Annotated in this window: 19 protein-coding genes; 8 read left to right on the top strand and 11 right to left on the bottom strand. The window is 62.0% G+C overall.

Translation table 11 applies throughout. The features are described from left to right. The first annotated feature begins 2 nt into the window (after positions 1-2). A complete protein-coding gene (locus RRH01S_RS31395) occupies positions 3-1,220 on the top strand; it encodes a DUF1501 domain-containing protein (RefSeq protein ID WP_034515877.1) in 1,218 nt (405 codons plus the stop codon). On the opposite strand, the gene RRH01S_RS31390 is transcribed toward RRH01S_RS31395, so the two are convergent. The 8 genes from RRH01S_RS31390 to RRH01S_RS31355 form a co-directional block, all read right to left on the bottom strand. Further along, positions 1,221-1,727 (bottom strand): GNAT family N-acetyltransferase, encoded by a 507-nt coding sequence (locus RRH01S_RS31390; RefSeq protein WP_015918002.1) that lies wholly within the window; start codon positions 1,725-1,727, stop codon positions 1,221-1,223. A gap of 63 nt (positions 1,728-1,790) precedes the next feature. Next, positions 1,791-2,747 carry an ABC transporter ATP-binding protein gene (locus tag RRH01S_RS31385; protein WP_042477269.1) on the bottom strand — a complete coding sequence of 319 codons (957 nt, stop codon included), beginning with the start codon at positions 2,745-2,747 and terminating at the stop codon, positions 1,791-1,793. Further along, on the bottom strand, positions 2,748-3,773 hold the full coding sequence (locus RRH01S_RS31380; protein ID WP_374188776.1) for an ABC transporter ATP-binding protein: 1,026 nt from the start codon (positions 3,771-3,773) through the stop codon (positions 2,748-2,750). Beyond that, a complete protein-coding gene (locus tag RRH01S_RS31375) occupies positions 3,773-4,690 on the bottom strand; it encodes a dihydrodipicolinate synthase family protein (RefSeq protein WP_015917999.1) in 918 nt (305 codons plus the stop codon). The genes RRH01S_RS31380 and RRH01S_RS31375 overlap by 1 nt, the downstream gene beginning before the upstream one ends. A gap of 19 nt (positions 4,691-4,709) precedes the next feature. Further along, positions 4,710-5,585 carry an ABC transporter permease gene (locus RRH01S_RS31370; protein ID WP_015917998.1) on the bottom strand — a complete coding sequence of 292 codons (876 nt, stop codon included), beginning with the start codon at positions 5,583-5,585 and terminating at the stop codon, positions 4,710-4,712. 3 nt (positions 5,586-5,588) lie between these two features. Next, entirely contained in the window at positions 5,589-6,548 is a 960-nt protein-coding gene (locus RRH01S_RS31365; protein WP_015917997.1) for an ABC transporter permease, read from the bottom strand. Positions 6,549-6,614: 66 nt separating this feature from the next. Then, positions 6,615-8,201: an ABC transporter substrate-binding protein gene (locus tag RRH01S_RS31360; RefSeq protein WP_015917996.1), complete on the bottom strand. Its 1,587-nt coding sequence runs from the start codon at positions 8,199-8,201 to the stop codon at positions 6,615-6,617. Further along, positions 8,198-8,929, bottom strand: a complete 732-nt coding sequence (locus RRH01S_RS31355) for a FadR/GntR family transcriptional regulator (RefSeq protein ID WP_015917995.1) — start codon at positions 8,927-8,929, stop codon at positions 8,198-8,200. The genes RRH01S_RS31360 and RRH01S_RS31355 overlap by 4 nt, the downstream gene beginning before the upstream one ends. Positions 8,930-9,160: 231 nt before the next feature. Here RRH01S_RS31355 and RRH01S_RS31350 point away from each other — a divergent pair, with 231 nt between their 5' ends. The 6 genes from RRH01S_RS31350 (at position 9,161) to RRH01S_RS31325 (ending at position 15,605) form a co-directional block, all read left to right on the top strand. Then, a complete protein-coding gene (locus RRH01S_RS31350; protein ID WP_015917994.1) occupies positions 9,161-10,162 on the top strand; it encodes a LacI family DNA-binding transcriptional regulator in 1,002 nt (333 codons plus the stop codon). Positions 10,163-10,216: 54 nt separating this feature from the next. Beyond that, complete coding sequence (locus tag RRH01S_RS31345) at positions 10,217-11,494, top strand: ABC transporter substrate-binding protein (RefSeq protein WP_015917993.1); 1,278 nt, start codon at positions 10,217-10,219, stop codon at positions 11,492-11,494. Between the two features lie 63 nt (positions 11,495-11,557). Then, a complete protein-coding gene (locus RRH01S_RS31340) occupies positions 11,558-12,409 on the top strand; it encodes a carbohydrate ABC transporter permease (RefSeq protein WP_015917992.1) in 852 nt (283 codons plus the stop codon). Next, a complete protein-coding gene (locus RRH01S_RS31335; RefSeq protein WP_015917991.1) occupies positions 12,406-13,236 on the top strand; it encodes a carbohydrate ABC transporter permease in 831 nt (276 codons plus the stop codon). Before RRH01S_RS31340 ends, RRH01S_RS31335 begins: the two co-directional genes overlap by 4 nt. A gap of 13 nt (positions 13,237-13,249) precedes the next feature. Continuing rightward, a complete protein-coding gene (locus RRH01S_RS31330; protein WP_015917990.1) occupies positions 13,250-14,305 on the top strand; it encodes an ABC transporter ATP-binding protein in 1,056 nt (351 codons plus the stop codon). 25 nt (positions 14,306-14,330) lie between these two features. After that, positions 14,331-15,605 carry an MGH1-like glycoside hydrolase domain-containing protein gene (locus RRH01S_RS31325; RefSeq protein ID WP_015917989.1) on the top strand — a complete coding sequence of 425 codons (1,275 nt, stop codon included), beginning with the start codon at positions 14,331-14,333 and terminating at the stop codon, positions 15,603-15,605. A 102-nt stretch (positions 15,606-15,707) separates the two neighbouring features. Here the strand turns inward: RRH01S_RS31325 and RRH01S_RS31320 are convergent, their stop codons facing one another. The 3 genes from RRH01S_RS31320 to RRH01S_RS31310 form a co-directional block, all read right to left on the bottom strand. Beyond that, a complete protein-coding gene (locus RRH01S_RS31320) occupies positions 15,708-17,693 on the bottom strand; it encodes a primary-amine oxidase (RefSeq protein WP_042477266.1) in 1,986 nt (661 codons plus the stop codon). A gap of 71 nt (positions 17,694-17,764) precedes the next feature. Then, the gene (locus RRH01S_RS31315) at positions 17,765-17,950 is read right to left on the bottom strand and encodes a hypothetical protein (protein WP_034515889.1); all 186 of its coding nucleotides are present in this window, start codon (positions 17,948-17,950) and stop codon (positions 17,765-17,767) included. Next, a complete protein-coding gene (locus tag RRH01S_RS31310) occupies positions 17,947-19,392 on the bottom strand; it encodes an APC family permease (protein ID WP_015917987.1) in 1,446 nt (481 codons plus the stop codon). Before RRH01S_RS31310 ends, RRH01S_RS31315 begins: the two co-directional genes overlap by 4 nt. Positions 19,393-19,512: 120 nt before the next feature. Here RRH01S_RS31310 and RRH01S_RS31305 point away from each other — a divergent pair. Further along, positions 19,513-19,940, top strand: a 428-nt coding sequence (locus tag RRH01S_RS31305) for an AraC family transcriptional regulator ligand-binding domain-containing protein (RefSeq protein WP_042477263.1), incomplete at its 3' end; no start/stop codon positions are given.

Raw genomic sequence — 19,940 nt, 5'->3', positions numbered from 1 at the left:
TCATGACCTGTGAACTCGTAACACCCACCCGCCGTGCCGTACTTGGAGCTTCGGGCGCCTTGTTCGCCTGGGCTTTTATCCCGCGTTTTGCCCATGCCGCCGGCGGTCGCGATCCACGCTTCATCACCATCATCCTGCGCGGCGCCCTTGATGGTCTGACTGCAGTCCCGCCGATCGGCGATCCCGACTACGAATCCTTGCGCCAGTCGATCGCGATGACGATCAGCGGGCCTAATGCGGCCCTTCCGCTGGACGACTTCTTTGCCCTGCATCCCTCGATGCCCAATTTCAACCGGCTTTATCGGGCGGGACAGGCCGCCGTCGTCCATGCCAACGCCACGTCCTATCGCGACCGCTCGCATTTCGACGGTCAGGATGTGCTGGAATCCGGCTATGAAACGCCGGGCCGGGTGGATTCCGGCTGGCTGAACCGTATGCTCGAAGGTCTTCCGAAAGGCGACAAGGTCGCACCGGGCGCCACTCTCCGCGGGCTCGCAGTTGGCGCGAACGCGCCGCTGGTCATTCGCGGCAATGCGCCCGTTCTCGGCTGGTCGCCGTCGAGCCTGCAGCCCGTCAGTGCGGACCTTCCGCCCCGCCTGATGGATCTCTACACCCATACCGATCCTCTTTTTGCAAACATACTGGCCGAGGGCATTGCCACGGGCAAGATTGCGGCTGGCGTTGACGTTAAAGCCCGGGGTGGTCCGGGAGACCCCGCTGGGATGGAGCAGATGGCAAGAGGGGCCGCACGCCTGCTCGCGCAGGACGACGGACCGCGTGTCGCAGCGCTCGCCTTCGAAGGATGGGATACGCATGCAGGGGAAATTGGCCGCCTGACGCGGCTGCTAACCGGCCTCGACAACTCGCTGGCCGCCTTCGAGCAGGAGCTCGGGCCAAGCTGGAAGGATACCGCGATCGTCGTCGCGACGGAATTCGGGCGCACCGCGCGGATCAACGGCACGGAGGGCACCGATCATGGCACCGGCACGACAGCCTTCCTCGCCGGCGGCGCGATCAAGGGAGGACGCGTCATCGCTGATTGGCCGGGCCTGAAGGAAGCGCAACTGCGCGACGGCCGCGATCTTGCCGCCACGACGGATCTGCGTGCCGTGATAAAGGGCATTGCCGTCGACTTGCTCGGTGCTTCCCCCGCCACATTGGCCCGCGATGTCTTCCCGGGATCGGGCTTCGTGGCCCCGATGAAGGGGCTGATTGCTTGATTATCTAGTAAGCCGCCGCGCCATCATGATGTCGTCGATTTCCCGGCCGTTATGGCGGACCCCGCCGGGAATTCTGCCGATTTCAGAGAAGCCTTCCCGGCGATAGAAACTGATTGCCTTTGGATTTTCCGCGCTGACGACCAGTTCGAGCTGCACAATGCCCTCGTTCAGTGCGTAGGCGATCACGGTGCCGAGGAGATCCTTCGCAAGACCTACGCCCCGCAGATCTTTGTGCACATAGACCATGATCAGCGTGGCGCGATGCGCCATCTTGCTTGATCGCTGAAGTAATAGCCCCATCACGCCGACAGGCTGATCGCCCCGAAACGCCACGAAAACGGGATCGCTCAGCCGCCGGCGCCATTCCTCGTCGGCCAGCACCTCCCAGTCCTGCGCGCTACTCGCGAAAGAAGACGGCTCGGCATGAAGGGCCTCCAGGCGAATCCGTCGAAAAATGTCGAACTCGTCGGCGCTGATGTGCCTGATCGTTATCCCTTTTCCGCTCAATGCTGCCCCCTCACGATGCTGCCTCCATCACCATAAACGGCAGAAATGGGAGCAGGCAACGCCTCAATCGGAGAGATCGTCGCGGAAGCAGGACTTGAAATGACCGGGCGAGATTTCCCGCAGCTTCGGCACGGCGTTGGCGCAGGCCGGCAGCGCATTGGGACAGCGGGTGCGGAAGACGCAGCCGCTGGGCGGGTTGGCGGGGCTTGGAATATCGCCCTTGAGGATCTGCCGGTCACACCGCGCATCCGGATCGGGCGAGGGGATCGCCGAAAGCAGGGCTCGCGTATAGGGGTGCTGCGGCGAGACATAGAGCTCGCTGCTCGGCGCGATCTCCATGATGCGTCCGAGATAGAGCACGATGATCCGGTCGCAGATATATTCGACCACGGCGAGATCATGCGAGATGAAGAGCATGGTGAGGCCGAGGCGCTGCTGCAGATCGCGCAAGAGGTTGATGACCTGCGCCTGGATCGACACGTCGAGGGCTGATACCGGCTCGTCGGCCACCAGGAAATCCGGCGCGAGGGTGAGTGCCCTCGCAATGCCAATGCGCTGGCGCTGGCCGCCGGAAAATTCATGGACGTAGCGATGGATGGCATCGGCCGGCAGATCCACTTGCTCGAGCGCGCTTTGAGCACGATCTAGCTGCTCCTTCGAAGTGCCGATACCCTGGATCGTCAGGCCCTCGGTGAGGATTTCGCCGATCGTCATGCGGGGCGAGAGGCTCGCGAACGGGTCCTGGAAAATGTATTGCATGCGCGGCCGAATCCGCCGCATCGCCGATGCTGAGAGGGTGGTTAGGGCGATGCCGTCGAAACGGATGCTGCCTGCCGAGGGTTCGATGAGGCGCAGGACCGACCGGCCGATCGTCGTCTTGCCGCTGCCGGATTCGCCGACGAGGCCGACCACTTCGCCCCTGCCGATCTCGAAGGAGATATCCTGCAGGACGGAGGTCTTCGTGCCGCGGGTCGTATAGTGCTTCGCGAGATTGCGAACGGAGAGCAGGGGCTCGTTCATCTAGATCTCCTGCCAGCGGATACAACGGCTTTGATGATGCGGATTGACCTCGGCGAGAGGAGGCACGGTGGCGCGACAGGCGTCGATCGCGAACGTGCAGCGCGGCGCGAAGGAGCAGCCGGCCGGCATGTTCATGAGGGTAGGCACCATGCCCGGAATGGCAGCGAGCTTTTCGCCGGCCTGCTTCATGCGGCTGGCATCGCCGAGCCTTGGCATCGAGGCTAGCAACCCGACGGTATAAGGGTGCCTCGGATTGCGGAAAACTTCGCCCACCGGCCCGGTCTCGACAATCCGGCCGGCATACATGACCGCCACCCGATGGGCGATTTCGGCGACCACGCCGAGATTGTGCGTGACGAACAGCATGGCCATGCCGCGCTCGCGTTGCAGTGTTCGCAACAGGTCGAGGATCTGCGCCTGTATGGTGACATCGAGCGCCGTCGTCGGCTCGTCGGCGATCAGCAGTGTTGGGTCGCAGGCAAGCGCCATGGCGATGGTCGCGCGCTGGCGCATGCCGCCCGAAAGCTCATGCGGATATTGGCCGGCGCGGCGTCTGGCATCGGGAATGCCCACGCTATCGAGAAGTCCGATAGCCGCATCCATCGCTGTTCTGTTGCTTGCCCTGCGATGGATGCGGATCGGCTCGGAAATCTGGTCGCCGATGGTAAAGACTGGATTGAGGCTCGACATTGGCTCCTGGAAGATCATGCCGATATCGTCGCCGCGAATTGAGCGCATCTCCTTCTCATCCAGTGGCACGAGATCGCTCACCTGGCCGGACTTGCGCTTCAAGCGGATGCTGCCGGCCGCGATCGCGCCGATATCACGCGCCAGCAGGCGGATCACCGAGAGGCTGGTCACCGATTTGCCGGAGCCGGATTCCCCGACCAGCGCCAGCGTCTCGCCGGCCGCGACGGTAAGGTCGAGATTGTCGACCGCGGTCACCGCACCAGAGTGGATACGGAAGACCGTCCGCAGCCCTTTGATGTCCAGTATGGTCTCAGTGCTCTCGTGCATCATGATCATCAGGCAAGCAGGCCGGTGGCGCGCAGGATATCATTGATTTTGCCGGTCTCGGCGTCGTTGAGGGCGGCGCGCGGTCTCGGCATCAGCGCGGTATCGATGATCCCCAGGCTCTTCATCGCCGCCTTGAAGGCGCCGATGCCGGACGCGCCGCCGCTGACACGGCCCTGCGCCACCCAAACGATCTCGAAGAGCCGGCAGAGGCGCTCCTGCTCCTTGCGCGCCGCGACCCAGTCGCCGCGTTGAGCGGCGTTCCAAAGACGGACATAGCCGTGCGGATCGACATTGGCGATGCCGGGCACCACACCATGCGCGCCCATCAACAGCGCGTTGTCGACGACGATCTCCGACCCTGTCATCAGGAAGATATCCTTCCGGTCGGCAAGATCGAGCAGCAGATAGCGGAAATTGCCGTCATCCCCACTGGAATCCTTGACACCGATGATCGCGCCTTCGCGGGCGAGCGTGACGGTGGTCTGGCGTTGCAGCTTCACATGTACGCAGACCGGGATGTCATAGGCGATCAGCGGCACGTCGACCGCATCGCGGATATAGCGGAAATGATCGAGGATCTCCGATTGGCTGGTGACGGTGTAGAAGGGGGCGGTGACGACGACCGCATCGGCGCCTGCCGCCTTGGCGATCTCTGCATGGTTGATGACGCGGTCGGTGGTCGGATCGATCACACCGACGATCAGCGGCACGCGGCCGTTGATCACCTTGGCCGAGTGTTCGATGATCTCCTGCCGAGTTTTCTCGTCGTGGAAGACCACCTCGCTCGTTGAGCCGAGCACGAAGAGGCCGTGGCAGCCGGCCTCGATCAGATGTTCCAGCACCCGCGTATAGGAGGCGTAGTCGACGGTGAGATCCGCCTTCAGCGGTGTGACGACGGGGGGAACAACACCCTTGAATTTACTCATATTCGTTTTCTCTCAGTGGTTAGTTTCGCTCGGTATGAGGGTCGAAGGCATCGCGAAGACCATCGCCAATGAAGTTGATGGCAAGGACGGCAAGGACGAGCGCCCCGCCTGGGAAGAGCCATTGCCAGGGATATTGCTCGAACACGGCCGTCGAGCGGGCGGCATTCAGCATGTTGCCCCAGCTCGCGGCGGGCGGGGCGATGCCTAGCCCTAAGAAGGAAAGGCCGGCTTCAAGCAGAATGGAATTGGCGATCTGCAGCGTTGCGAAGACGACGAGAATATCGATGGAGTTCGGCAGGCCGTGACGCAGAAGCAGATGCGGGAGACCGGCGCCCATGCCGCGCGCCGCGATCACGAAGTCGCGTTCGCGCAGCTCAAGGAGGCGCGAGCGGATCATGCGCGCCAGCAGCGGCCAGGAGAGCAGCGAGATGACGAGGACCGTCGGCCAGATGCCGGTGCCGGCGATCGAGGCGAGCACCAGAAGGAAGATCACCGGCGGCAGCGTCATGACGAGATCGACGAAACGCATGGTGACCGCATCCGCGAAACGGCCGGCAAGCGCGGAGATGGCGCCGACCAGGAAGCCGATGACGGCGGAAATCGCGGTCGATCCGATGGCGACGAGCAGCGAAATGCGCCCGCCGGCAAGCACGCGGGCAAAAACGTCGCGCCCGACGCCGTCCGTGCCGAACCAGTGTTTGGTGGTTGGCCCGCTGTTCATGGCGAGCAGGTCGATGTCGTTCGGCTTGAAGCTCCACCATAGCGGATAGGAGAGGATCAGCACGAGCATGGGCACGATCAAACAGACGCCGAAGAGGGCGAGCCGATTGAACAGGAAGCGCTCGAAGGCGCGGGCGAGCGGGCCGGGGCTGCGGGTGGGGGATCGGGCCAGCATCGCTCAACCCACCTTGATGCGCGGATCGATCACCGCATAGGTGATGTCCGTCAGGAGATTGACGACGATGACGCAGGCGCCGATTACCAGTGTTGCGCCCATGATGACCGGATAGTCGCGCGCGCCGACGGCGTCCACCAATAGCAGCCCCATGCCCGGCCAGTTGAAGACGCTCTCGATGAAGATCGCGCCGCCGATCGCAAGGCCGATGGTCGAGCCGATAAGGGTGACGACGGGAAGAAGCGCATTGCGCAGTGCGTGCTTGGCGATGACCCAGAATTCATAGACGCCTTTGGCGCGCGCGGTGCGGACATAATCCTGATTGAGCACTTCAAGGAGCGAGGCACGCATGTAACGGGTGATGAGAGCCGCCTGGGCGATGGCGATAAGCGAAGCCGGCAGAATGAGGTGACGCAGCAGATCGCCGACGGAGAAATCCGCACCCGGTGTCAGCATGCCGCCAGACGGCATCCAGTGGAGCCTGACGGAGAAGATGTAGAGCCCGATCAGTGCGCTGAGGAAGGCCGGGCTTGAAATCCCGGCGAGTGCGAGGACGGAGAACGAGACGTCCAGCAGCGAGTTGCGGCGCACGGCGCTGACAACCCCGATTGCCACGCCGGCCACAACCGCGATCACGATCGCCGATCCCATCAGGAGCAGTGTCGGACCGATGCGCGAAAGCACGAGATCGAGCACCGGCTGGTCGAATCTCTTGATCGAATAGCCGAGATTGCCAGTGATGGCCTCCTTCAGCCATGCCAGATATTGCACCGGCAATGGGCGATCGAGGCCGAGCCGGGCCCGCAATTCCACAAGATCGGCCGGTGACATCGGCACGTTCGGATCGACATAGGCATCGACCGGATCGCCGGGGGTAAGCCGCAGGAGGATGAAGGTCAGCAGGCTCACGGCGAGCAGCATTCCCAAACCGATCAAAAGGCGCCGCGCACTATATTTGAGCATGAAAAACGTCCCCTGTTGGGGTGGCGCGGTTCAATGCGCCACCCTCACGCTGCGGGAGTGCCAGGCCTATTCGGCGAGCGACCATTTCTCCGGATGGGCCTGGTAAGGTCCGCCGCCTGGTGCCGGCGTCCAGACGAAGTCCTTCGCCTTGGAGGAGACGACGCCATAACGATTTGCCACCCAGAGCGTTGCCCAGGGAAGCTCGCCATTGATGACCTTGCAGACGTCCTGATAGCGGGTGTTGCGCTTGGTGAGGTCTGTTTCGCCAAGGGCAGCGTCGAGTGCAGTAGTCAGATCCGGCATGCGGGCGCGCACCACATTGGCACCGGCCGGCGGGATCTGCTTCTCGTTGAGGCCGGCATTGATGCTGCTGGGATCTGGGCCGTTCTGCAGGCCGGCGTAGATCATCTGGAACTGCGCGACATCCGGCTTCGGATTGAGCACGATGCTGTTGAAGGTCGGCGTGTCGACTGCGCGCGGCGTCACATTGATGCCGACCTGGGTGAGCATGGCCTGCAGGGCGGCCATGACATTGGCTGCGAGCGGCGTGGTGTAGTAGGTCAGCAAGGTGATCGGCTTGTCGCCATTGATCTTGTCCCAGCCGGCCTCTTTCAGCAATTGCCGGGCTTTTTCCGGATCATAGCCATAGGGCTCGACATCCTTCGGCACGAGATGGTCGGCGACATAGGTGCAGTTGGCCTGCTTGGCGGCGCCGCCATAGAGACTTTGGACGATGGCGGGGCGGTTGATGGCATACATGACCGCCTGCCGGACGCGCAGATCCTTCCAGATCGGTGAATCATGGTTGAAGCCGAGATAGTTCACCACGAAGGACTCACCCTCGATCACCCGGAAATCGGCGTTGCCCTTGAAGGTCGATACATCGTTGGAATCGACATAGGTGAACTGGATTTCGCCAGCCCTCAGCGCTGAGATCGCCGCCGCCGGGTCGGCGAAATACCGGTCGATCAGCTTCTCCAGCGCCGGCTTGCCGCCGCGATAGTCGGTATTGGCCGAAAGCTCGACATATTGGTCCGCCACATAGCGGGTGAACTTGAACGGGCCTGTGCCGATCGGCGCCGTGGACCACCAGCTATTCTTGGCAAGCTGGTCGGTGGGGATCTGTGATAGCGCATGCTCCGGCAGCATCATGATCTTGGTCATCGTGTCCATGAGGCTGGCCGATGGCGTGCTCAGCTTGACGACCAGCGTTTTGTCGTCCGGCGTCTCGATCGAGGAGACGGCCGTCAGCCGGGCGGCGAGAACGGAGCCGGTCTTGGGGTTCTTTGCGAGCTCTATGGTGAACTTCGCATCCTTTGCCGTGAACGCCTGTCCGTCATGCCATTTCGCGTCAGTGAGCGTGAAGGTGTAGCTGCGCTGATCGGCGCTGACCTCGTAGGACGAGGCGAGCACGCCGACGACTTTCTGCAGCTTCTCGTCATAGCTTACCAGCGGCTCGTAGTAGATGCTGAGCCAGGTGAAGCCGCCGGTGGCCGCCAGTGGATTGAAGTTACCCTGGAAACCGCCGGGTCCGACATCGAAGCCGCCGGACAATGTTGCCGCCGACGCCGAAGCGGAAATAGCCGGGATGGTCACCGTTGCCGTCATCGCGGCAAGCGCGATGGCCGATGACAGTCTGAACAGTCGATTCATTGTGTTCCTCCCACATTTGAATTCGTCTTGTTATTGGCGATCACCCTGGAAATGCCCTGGTAATGGCGGTCCAGCCGCAGCTTGGCTTCCGCAAGGTCCCGTGCCTCCACTGCGTCGACGATTGCCGCGTGATCCTTCCAGGTGCCGACCGGATCGAGATTGTCGAGGTTGACGAAATCGGAGGCCTTGTAGAAGGCCATCCAGAAGACATCGATGAGCCGGACGAGCGTCTCGTTGTCCTGGCAGCGGAAGAGCAGGCGATGGAAAAGCTGATCGTCCTCAGCGAAAGCCTCTCCCTTCTCGGCATGTACGCACATGCGGTTCACAGTCGCCCTGAGTTCGGCAATATCCTCCTCGCCGATGATCTCCAGGGTTTTGCCGATGAGGCCCACTTCCAGCGTGCGGCGGATCTCCAGGACCTCCTCGATCTGACGAAGCGCGCCGCCAAGCCCATAGGCGAGGTTGTCGAGCAGCGGCTCGAAGGAGAAGGCTTTGACGAAAATGCCGACACCACGCCGCGATTCCAGCACACCGAGCGATTCCAGCGCCTTGATGCCTTCCCGCAATGAGTTGCGGCTAACCCCGAGCTGATGGGCAAGCTCACCCTCGGCCGGCAGCATGGCGCCGGGCTGCAACGCGTTGTCGGCGACGTAGGCCCTCAGGCTCTCCTGCACGGATACATGCAACAGAGGCGCGCGGGTCAGGGGCTTCATCGTCTTGAGGGTCATGCGGGTTCTCACTTCATCATTGTGCGGAAACTAGATATTCACTTGTAGGATATCTGTCAAATGGATATGCCGGGCTTGGCGATTGCAGCCTCCGAACCGCCGCCTCATCTGCTTCCCGTGCGGACGGTCTTTGCGCTGTGGAGGATGGCCCGGATGACCCATCGAGCCAATCCGAAGTCTTGACTCCCAAAACGTTTTGGGGTTCATTTCCAAAACGTTTTGGGAGAAGCGATGTCAAACCTCAAACAACTTGCCAATTCTCTTGGCCTGTCGATCACGACCGTCTCGCGGGCGCTGGATGGCTATGCGGATGTGTCGCCGGCAACACGCCTGCGGGTGGAAGAGGCGGCGCGCCTGGCGGGATATCAGCCGAACGCTTCGGCGCGACGGTTGCGGCGCCAGCGTGCCGAACTGGTCGCCGTACCGCTGCCGAGCGCTCCGGGCCAGATCAGCCCGCCATACTTCATCGACATGCTGTCCGATTGTGCCGAGCATCTCGCCGTCGCGGGCCTCAATCTGGTGATTGCGCCGGTGCCGAGGGGCAAGAGTGAGCTGGACATGTGCCGTCGCTTCGTCGATGGCCACCGCGTCGACGCTATGGTTCTCGTCCGCACGAAGCGGCACGACGAGCGCGTCGAGTTTCTGCAATCGCGCGGCATTCCTTTCGTCACGCATGGCCGGACGGAGGCCCAGACGCCGCATGCCTTCATCGATGGGGACGGCCATGCGGGGTTTCGCGAGGCCACACTTCGTTTCGCGAAAGAGGGCCATGTCCACATTGGGCATCTCGCCGGGCCGGGTGACTACAATTTCGCGCATTTGCGGCGGACTGGCTGGGAAGCGGGGCTTTCCGAGGCCGGTCTGAATGCGGATCTTTTCGCGGTCGGCGATCCGACCGAGCGTGGCGGATATGGGGCCGCGAAGACGCTGATGTCGGGCGCTCACAAGCCCACGGCTATCCTATGCTGCACCGATGAAATGGCGATCGGGGCTCTCAGCGCTCTTCGGGAAATAGAAGGTGGGGATGCGGTCAGCCTTATCGGGCACGATGATGTGCCGATGGGTGCCTATAGCGACCCGCCGCTTTCGACCATGCACATGACCGGGGCGAACGTCGGCGAGCGGCTGGCATCGCTGCTGCTGCGTGCGATCGCCGGCGAAGACCCCGCGACACTTCAAGAAATCTATCCGGTGGAATTCGTTCCGAGAGAGAGCCACCGCCGCCGTCCCTGACAGCCGAATGCATGCCCGGCCGAAGCGGCCGACGTTTCAAAGAGGAGGAAACCAATGAAGCGCTCATATCTATACGGCCTGGTCGTTGCCGCGAGCTTTGCGACCACCTCGCTTGCCTATGCGGACACGATTTTCCTGTCCACGCAGTTGCGGCCGATCGAAGAGGCGACGGTGGTGCGCGAACAGCTCCTGAAGGATGTGAAGACGCCCGTCGAATACGTGGTCGAGGAGCCGCCGCAATTTGCCGTTCGCATGGAAGCCGAGCGGCAGGCCGGCAAGCACACGATCAGCCTGGTCGGCGCTTTGCACGGCGAGCTGTCGCCGATCGCCGCCAAGGGCGGGTTCGTGCCACTTGATGATATGGCGGCCAAGCTAGCGGCCGCCGGCATGCCGAAGACTGTGATCGATCTCGGCAAGCTGGGGACGGACAAGCAGCAATACATTCCCTGGATGCAGGCAACCTATGTGATGGCCGCAAACAAGGAGGCGCTGCAATATCTTCCCGAAGGCGCCGATATCAATGCGCTGACCTACGACCAGCTCATCGCCTGGGGCAAGAAGATGCAGGAGGCGACCGGCCAGCCGCGCATCGGTTTCCCCGCCGGTCCCAAGGGGCTGATGCCCCGGTTCTTCCAGGGCTATTTCTACCCATCCTTCACTGGCGGCGTCGTGCGGCCGTTCAAGTCCGCTGATGCGGTCAAGGCCTGGGAGAGCTTCAAGCAGCTCTGGACGGTCGTCAATCCGAACTCGACCAACTACAACTTCATGCAGGAGCCGCTGCTCTCCGAGGAAGTCTGGGTCGCCTGGGATCATCTGGCGCGTCTGAAAGAGGCCGTCAGCAGCAATCCCGATCAGTATGTCGTCTTCCCGGCACCGGCCGGCCCGAAGGGACGGGGCTATATGCCTGTTGTTGCCGGTCTCGCCATCCCGCAGGGCGCACCGAACGAAGCGGGTGCACGGACTGTGATCGAGCATCTCATTCAGCCCGACATCCAGCTCACGGCGGCCGAAAAGGTCGGCTTCTTCCCGACGGTGGATGCGAAACTCCCCGAGACTATCGATCCGGGCATCGCCCTTTTGGCGAGGGGTGTCGATGCGACGCAGAATGCCAAGGACGCCATCGTCTCGCTGCTTCCGGTCGGCCTCGGCGACAAGGGCGGCGAGTTCAACAAGGTCTACATGGATACGTTCCAGCGGATCGTCATCCGTAACGAGCCGATCGATCAGGTGCTGAACGAGCAGGCCGCCACTCTTTCCAAGATCATGACGGTCACCAAGGCGCCGTGCTGGGCGCCGGACAAAGCCAGCGATGGCGCTTGCCCGGTCGAATAAGCCGTCCGGTCACCGTGGGTTCCGGTTGTCGCCGGAGCCCACGATCCAACGTGAGTAATCCTTATGACTGCAAACCGCTCCGTGGTTCCCTATCTGCTGATCGCGCCGGCCGTCCTCTTCCTGGCGTTGCTGTTCATCGTTCCGCTTGTGCAGACGATCTGGCTTGCCGTTTCGCAGGACGGGAGCTTTTCGGTCGCCAACTTCCAGACGCTGACGGGCGATCTGAATTTCGCGTCGGCTATCCGCAATACGTTCCTTCTGACGATCGTCGTCGTCCCGATCCAGGTTGCCATGGCGCTCGTCATGGGCAGCATGGTTGCCAAGGTTGGAGGAGGGCGGGAGACGATCCTGTGGATCTGGACGATCCCGCTTGGCATTTCCGATCTGGCCGCCGGCCTGGTCTGGCTCTCGATCCTGCAAAACAGCGGCTATCTCAATAGCCTGCTTTTCGAGCTTGGCATCATCTCGCGGCAGGCGAACTGGCTGACCTACCAGACCCCGGTCGCCCTGTTCATCGGCATTGCCATCGCCGAGATATGGCGCGGCACCGCGATCGTCATGGTTATCATCGTCGCCGGTCTCAACCAGGTGCCCAAGGAGTTCCGCGAGGCGGCCGAGATCTTCGGCGCTAGCCGCTGGACACGGTTCTGCCGGATCACGCTGCCGCTGATCCGGCCGGCGCTGCAATCCGCACTGATCCTGCGCACGGTGCTCGCCTTCGAAGTGTTCGCCGTCGTCTATGCGCTCGGAGGGACCAACATGCCCGTTCTCGTCGGCGAAGCCTATACCTGGCAGAACCAGAACCAGAACTACGGCGTCGCCGCAGCCTATGCCGTGCTGATCATGGTCATCTCGCTTGCCGCCACCGTCGTCTATCTCAAGGCCGTCAAGGTCGATCCGGAGCGACTGCCATGAGCGCGTCACGAACAGCGAGCTTCACCGGCGCGCGTACCCTCCTGTTCTGGAGCGGTATCGTTGTGCTTTGCGCCTGGGTTCTGGTGCCGATCTATCTGGTGGCGCTCGGCGCGCTTGGAGGCAAGACGGGCGTCTACAAATGGCCGAAATCGATCCTGCCATCCAGTATCTCCATCGACCCGTTCCTGCTCTTCCTGAAGACGGAGGGGGTGGCAACTGCCTTTCTGAATTCGCTCGGAGCGGCGGCCATCACGGTCGTGCTCTCGATCCTGATCGGTGCGCCGGCAGGCTATGCGCTTGCGCGCTACCAGTTCCGGGGCAAGGATAGCTTCCGATTGCTGGTGCTGCTGACGCGGGCCTTTCCGCTGGCGATCCTGGCCTTGCCTCTTACCGTCTCCTTCATTCGCATGGGGCTCTATGACACCGTTGTCGGTGTTGGTCTGGTGCATACGGTGCTGGCGCTGCCCTTTGCCGCGCTCGTCACCCAGGGCATCTTCATGGGCGTCCCACGGGAGTTGGAAGAGGCGGCATGGGTATTCGGCTGCTCGCGCATCGAGGCCTTCTTTCGCATCGTTGCGCCGATTGCGCTTCCCGGGCTTGCGGCAACCGCCGTCTTTGCCTTCGTCATCTCCTGGAACGAGGTCTTCGCGGCATCCGTGCTGACCGTGCGCAACAGGACCTTGACGGCCTACCTCCTGACAGTGCTTGCGGAAAGTCCGCTGCACTATCGTTTCGCGGGAGGGCTGCTTCTCATCCTTCCGTCCGTCGTCTTCATCTTCGCGATCAGACGCTACCTGTTCGCGATCTGGGGCATCTCCAGCAAATGAGCGGGATCTGACCATGGCAAATATCAAAATCGACCGTATCAAGAAGAGCTTCGGCTCCTTCGATGCGCTGAAGGAAATCTCGCTCGAAATTGGCGATGGGGAATTCGTATCACTGCTCGGCCCGTCGGGCTGTGGCAAGACGACCTTGCTGCGCATCATCGCCGGGCTGGAAACAGAGACGTCGGGCGACATTTTGATCGGCGGCAAAGCCGTGAACGGCCTGGCACCTAAGGATCGTGGCCTTGCCATGGTGTTCCAGAACTATGCCGTATTCCCGCACATGACAGTCTTCGAGAATGTCGCCTTCGGCCTGCGCATGCAGAAGGCCGATGCTGCAAGGGTGAAGACGCAGGTCGAAAAAGCGGCGGCGCTGCTCCATATCGAGCCCTATCTCGACCGCTATCCGAATAAGCTGTCCGGCGGCCAGCGGCAGCGTGTGGCCGTGGCCCGTGCATTGGCGGTCGAGCCGCAGGTACTGCTGATGGATGAGCCGCTGTCGAATCTCGACGCGCTTCTGCGCCTGGAGATGCGGACCGAGCTTAAGGCCGTATTGCAGGCATCGGGGACGACCACCGTCTATGTCACGCATGATCAGACGGAGGCCATGGGTCTCTCAGACCGTATCGCGGTCCTGTACAACGGCCGTATCGAGCAGGTGGGGCCACCTGTCGAGATCTACAGCCATCCGGCGACCCGCTTCGTCGGCGGCTTCATCGGAAATCCGCCAATGAATTTCATCCGGCTGCCGGTCGAAGGCGGAGCGGTGAAGCTTGGGAGCCAGGCGCAGGCCGTGCCGCAGGCAAGCGGCGATATCGTGCTTGGCCTGCGTGGCGAGGACGTAGCGCTTGCGCCTCTCTCCGAAGGCCTGCCGCTCGATGTGCGCGTCTCCGAGCCGATGGGCTCGCACCTGCTGCTGACCGGAACGATCGCCGGCCAACCCGTCCGGGTGATCCTGCCGCCGGGCGAAAAGGTCAGAGCCGGCGACAGGATCGGGCTGAGGCCGGATCCAAGTCGTCTGACCTGGCTCTCGGCGGACACCGGCGTCGCGCTCAACGCCGCCGCCAACTGACCAGAATTCCATATAGGACGACGACATGACGGATTTTATCGCCCAGGCCCGCGCCATCCTGAAGACGAATGATCGCGGCGGCTACACGGTGCCGACCGACCGGCTCTATCCCTTCCAGTGGAACTGGGATTCCGCCTTCGTCGCGATGGGATTTGCAGCTTACGATGTGCCCCGCGCCTATCGCGAACTCGAACGGCTGGCGGAAGGGCAGTGGGCGGATGGCATGATACCCCATATCGTTTTCCACGCCCCGAGCGATAGCTATTTTCCTGGCCCGGACGTCTGGCGGACGTCGCACACTATCGCAACATCCGGCATCACTCAGCCACCCGTCTTCGGCATGGCGTTGAAACGCGTCCACGACGCTGCGGTTGATAGCGGCCTTGTGAACGCCACCGAACGGTCCGCACCGTTGTTCGAAGCGGCGCTGTGCTGGCATCGATGGTGGTATGCGGCGCGCGACCCCGAGCAAACAGGGCTTGTCGCGCTGCTGCACCCTTGGGAAAGCGGCAGCGACAACTCTCCGGCCTGGGATATCGCGCTGGCACGCGTGCCAACCACGACAGAGACCGCTGTCGTGCGCAAGGATACCGGCCATGTGGATCAGGCCATGCGCCCGCGCGACGAGGACTACCGGCGGTTCATCCACCTCGTCGACACCTATGCGGCCTGCGGTTGGGATCCCGAGCGCCAGTGGAAGGCGGCCCCCTTCAAGATCGCTGAGGTGCAGACGACCGCCATTCTCCTGAGATCCGGCGAGGAGCTGGAGCGGCTTGCCGTTATGCTTGGCCGAACTGAGGAGGCAGCCGAGCTGCGGCAGATGAATACACTGTCGAGAAAGGCATTGTTGGCACAGTGGCGCCCGCATCTGCGCCGCTTCGTCTCGCGCGATCTCATATCTGAAGAGGATGTGGAGGCTCCGACCCAGGCCGGGTTCATTCCGCTGCTGGCGCTTGATCTGGAGCCTGCCATTCTTGATGCTGCTTGCGCGGAGATGGAAAGCTGGGCGAGTGGTCTGGCGGTGGCTTTTCCGTCAACACCGCAAGCCTTTGCCGGGTTTGAAGCCAAGCGCTACTGGCGCGGCCCGGTATGGGGCGTGATAAACTGGCTGTTGATTGCCGGCCTTCGCCGCAATGGCCGTGTCGATCTGGCCGAAGGGCTGCGCGCCGCGACGGTTCAGGTGGTCGAGCGACAGGGGTTCGCGGAGTATTTCGATCCACTGACCGGCGAAGGCTGCGGCGGCCTCGATTTCTCATGGACGGCCGCAGCCTATATTGAGTTCACGCGAAAGGCGGCTTGAGGTTACTCGGTCGACCTCATGGTCGCGTGAGCTGATCTGTCGTTCGCTGGCAGATCGCGCCGACCCCTGCATACAGGGTCGGCTTGTTGTCGCGAGTCACGGTCATTTGCTGTGGCAGCAGCTCCCTTTTTCTTCCGAAGATGACGGCTGTCGGTTGTCGATGCTGTGATGGTTTGTCTCGGCCGGCAGGTTCATCGCGATATTTTCGCCAAAAAAGCCGTTCGGCTTCAGCGTGAAGCCCGCATATTCGACCGGCATGATGGGAAAGTCCTCGGGCTTGCAGACATGCGTGTGGCCGAAGGAGTGCCACAGGACGACATCCGCGTTTTCGATCGGCCGGTTCTGCTTCACATAGTTCGGCAGTCCGTCGCCGCCCGCATGGACGTTCGGATAGTCGCCGCTTGCATATTTCTCCTTGGGATCGAAGGCCGTGACCCAGATGTGCTTGGTCGCAAAGCCGCCTCGCTCGCGCACGGTCGAGCCTTCCTGTGCCAGCATCAGCGGGCTCGGCATGACGGCGACCTTGTAGCCGGGAGCACGGCCGACGCTGTTTTTCTCGTTCGGATTGCTGATCTTCCAGTATTTGCCGGTGATACCGTCGGCGACGGCAGGCGAATCCAGTTCGCGGGCCAGCACCTTCGTCGTCGTATCGAAGACGTTGCCGTAAGGGTTGTCCTTGCCCCAGGGACGCGGCACGAATTCGTGCTCGCTCACCGTGTTGCCGCCGCCGTCGACATCCATGTGCAGGCGTGCGTTGAAAAAATGCTGATGGGTTGGCCCGCCAAGGTTCTCGCTGACCATGCCGCCCCATGGATAGGTCTCCCCGGGCGCGATCGCGGCCGTCTGGATGATGCCGGTCAGCTTGGCCTCGAGCTGGATTGTGCCGTCCTGATAGAGATACCAGTAGAAGCCATAGTCGTAATTGCCGACCGTGGCGAAGAAGCTGATCACCAGGCGGCGCGAGCGGCGCACTTCGAAAATGTCGTTGCGGAACTCATAGTGCTTCCAGAGGATGCCGTAATCCTCCTCGTGCATGCAGACGGCATTCTTCATGACGAAGGGCTGGCCGAGGTCGTCGGCCGCCGGAATGTCGAAATAGTGGATCTGCCCCAGGCAATCGCAGCCGAGTTCCAGCGAGTTCGCCAGTCGGCCGAGACCGTATTCACCGGCGTCGAAAGCGCTCTTCCAATAATGGTTCGCCGTCGGATCGGCATAGGGGACCACCATTTCCGTGACACTGGCGCGGAAAATGACCGGCCGCAGCCGACCCTTGTCGTTGATCGCCAGTTCGTGCAGCACAAGCCCCTCGCGCGGCGTGAAACCAACGCGGAAGCTCCAGTTCTGCCATTCGACCTTCCAGCCGTCGACGCTGAAGCTTGGGCCGTCGGGCTGGACGATGTTGAGCGGCTTGACGTCCTTTCGCGTCTCTGGAAAGGCTTCGCGGCCATAGTTTCGCTTCTTCTTCGGAACCGGAGGCGCTTTTTCGTCATCGACGAGGTCGACCACCTTGTTGCTGATCAGATCGACCACCGCGACGACGCCCTCGATCGGGTGGGCGTAGCCGTTGTCGCGAATATCCTCGCGCCAATAGCTGACGGCACGGACGATGCGCTTGCCCTTCTCGAAGTCACGGCCGAAATAGCCCGAGGAAAAGGGATCGATTTGGACGAGGGGGATGTCTTCCTCGGTAATGCCGCGGCGCTTGACCGCCGCACGCCAGGCCGGATCGTTCTTAACGATCTCCTCGCAGCGCACGAACTCCTCGATCATGACAGGCGGCTGGCCGTAGGGCGCTTGATCGAGCGGTAGGCGCTCGAAGCTGTGCACCCGCTTGCGACTGAGATCGACAATCGCTTCAGTGACCTCGCCGGACAGGGTATCGAGTATCAGAATGAAAGCGAGACGCGGCAACGTCGCACCGGATTTCCAACCGGCGATATCCACCTTCGTCGGCTCTTCCAGCCGGACGATCGGGAAGCGGCATTGCGGTCCGAGCTTGCGCTCCCCCCTGACGATCAGCACCGCTTCCTCGATTTCGATGAGGCCCAAGGGATCGAGTGGATGGGTGACGGAAACCTGAGCGTCCATGAAACTGTCCTTTCTGAATAAAGCGGCGATGACGGCTTGGGTGTTGGGATGATGGCAGCCTACGGCTGCACTCAACGGCCAGCCGTGGCGACGTGGCAGATATCGGCAGGCATCAGCGCGTCTTCGCCATGAAGGCAGACGATGCCGCAGAGGAGGTGGAAATGAACGGACGCTGCAAAGAGCATCGCGATCACGGTGGTGGCGATGACCGCGGGAAACCCGCGATCATCGAAGGAGGGAAGAAGAGCCTGCATCATTCGAAGACCTTCCCGAGCGAAGCGTAGAGGGTAGGGCGGCTGGACTTCAGCCAGACTGCGAACGCAGCGCCCAACAGGCCGACAAGCGCAATGAGATAGGGGAAGGATGCGACGATCAGGCTTTCCGAGCCGGAGAGCAGCGACAGGTTGGCGCTGACGAGCCCGAGTGCACCGAGAAGGCCAAGCAGGCTGATCGCCGGAGCGATCAGGGTCTTCCAGAGGCTCAAGTCGCTCTTCGCCTTGCGGAAGAAGAGGATGATCGCCACGCAGACGAGTACCTGAACGGCGAGAATGCCGATCGTCGCCAGGGCCGCCATCCACGAGAAGACTACCGCATAGGGATCCTGCTCGCCGATGACGAAGCCCGCCAGGATGACTGCGGCTATGGCACTTTGAACCAGACCGGCAATATAGGGCGACCCATGCTTGGCGTGCACCGTGCCGAGGACTTGGAGCACGATCCCCTCGCGACCAAGTGCGAAGAAATAGCGGTTGATGGTGTTGTGGAACGACAGCACGCAGGCAAACAGGCTGGTGATCAGCAGGATGTTCATCACCTGCACCGACCAATTGCCCAGCACGGCCCCGGCGGCGTTGAAGAAGAAGGTGTCGAGGCCGGCTTGGGCCGCTCCCGAAACCTTCGATGGCCCGTAATATTGCACGATCGCCCAGGTGGAGAATGCGTAGAAGACGGTGATCAGCAGCACCGCGACATAGGTCGCGCGCGGAATGGTCTTCTCCGGCGTCTCGGCCTCTTCGGCGAAGATCGCCGTCGCTTCAAAGCCGATAAAGGAGCCTATGACGAAGACGAGCGCTACGCCGAGACCGGGTCCGAGAACGGTGGCGGGCGCAAAGGAGGTCAAACCCATGCCTTCCGGTCCGCCGCCGGAAAAGACGATGCCGATATCGAGCAGCAGCAGGATGGCGATCTCGGCGATCATGCAGACACCGAGAATATGACCACTGAAGGCGATGTTTCGCTGTCCACACAGGGTCACGATGACGATCGCCGCAAAGGAATAGACCCACCATGGCAGCGTCATGCCGAGCGGCGCGAGAGCCCCGCCGACAAACACGCCGAACAGCGCGTAGATCGCGATCTGGACGGCGCTATAGGTGACGATCGCCATCATCGCCCCGCCGACGCCGGCCGGTTTGCCGATGCCCTGTGCGATATAGGTGTAAAAGGCGCCTGCACCGCCGACATAGCGGCTCATGGCCGTAAAGCCGACGCTGAAGATCAGGTACAGCAATCCGGACAGCACAAAGGCGCCGGGGACGCCCGCGCCGTTGCCGAATGCGAAGGCGGCGGGTGATGCGCCGACCACCGCCGTCAGCGGCGCTGCCGCCGCGACGACGAAGAAGACGATGTGAAGAAGACCGATCGAATTCTTCTGAAGCCGGCCTGATGGTTGATTGGGCATGCTCGTTTCGACAGACATGAGAACCCCTCTTTTTAGCTTTTATCAGCTCAGGCTAGGGATTCTGGTCTGGTCCAAGAATTGCAGGATACGCCATAGTTTCGATAAACCGCGCCACGCGGCGCCATGAAGGTGAATTGAATGGCAGGTGCATCCGATTTCAGCAGGCGCCCTCCCGCGATTGCCGCAATTCGCGCCTCCGTGCTTGTCCCTCTGGTTCAGGAACTGGATGAAAAACACGGCAAAACCGACGTTCTTCTCGCCTGCCACGGGATTTTACGGTCGCAGCTCGACGATCCCTACGCTTTTGTGCCACTGGCGCGCTATGTCGCCATCTTCGAAGAGGCCGCCGAAATCCTGCGTGAGCCGACGCTTGGCGCCCGGCTCGGCATCTCGTTCAAGCCGGCCGATATCGGTCCGTTGGGCATCTTGTTTTCCGCTTCCTCGACCATCCGGTCCGCCTTTCAACGCCTGTCGAAACACGTCGTTGCGCTACAGGGCGTCACGCGTGCCGGCCTGATCGAGGAAGGCGATTATCTGCTCTGGAGTTACAAATTGGAGGATCCGTG

Origin of the sequence: Rhizobium rhizogenes NBRC 13257 (genome assembly GCF_000696095.1) — a bacterium.
GTDB classification, from domain to species: domain Bacteria; phylum Pseudomonadota; class Alphaproteobacteria; order Rhizobiales; family Rhizobiaceae; genus Rhizobium; species Rhizobium rhizogenes.
The sequence above is the reverse complement of the archived record's forward strand: the minus strand, read 5'-3'. Positions and strand labels throughout refer to the sequence as shown.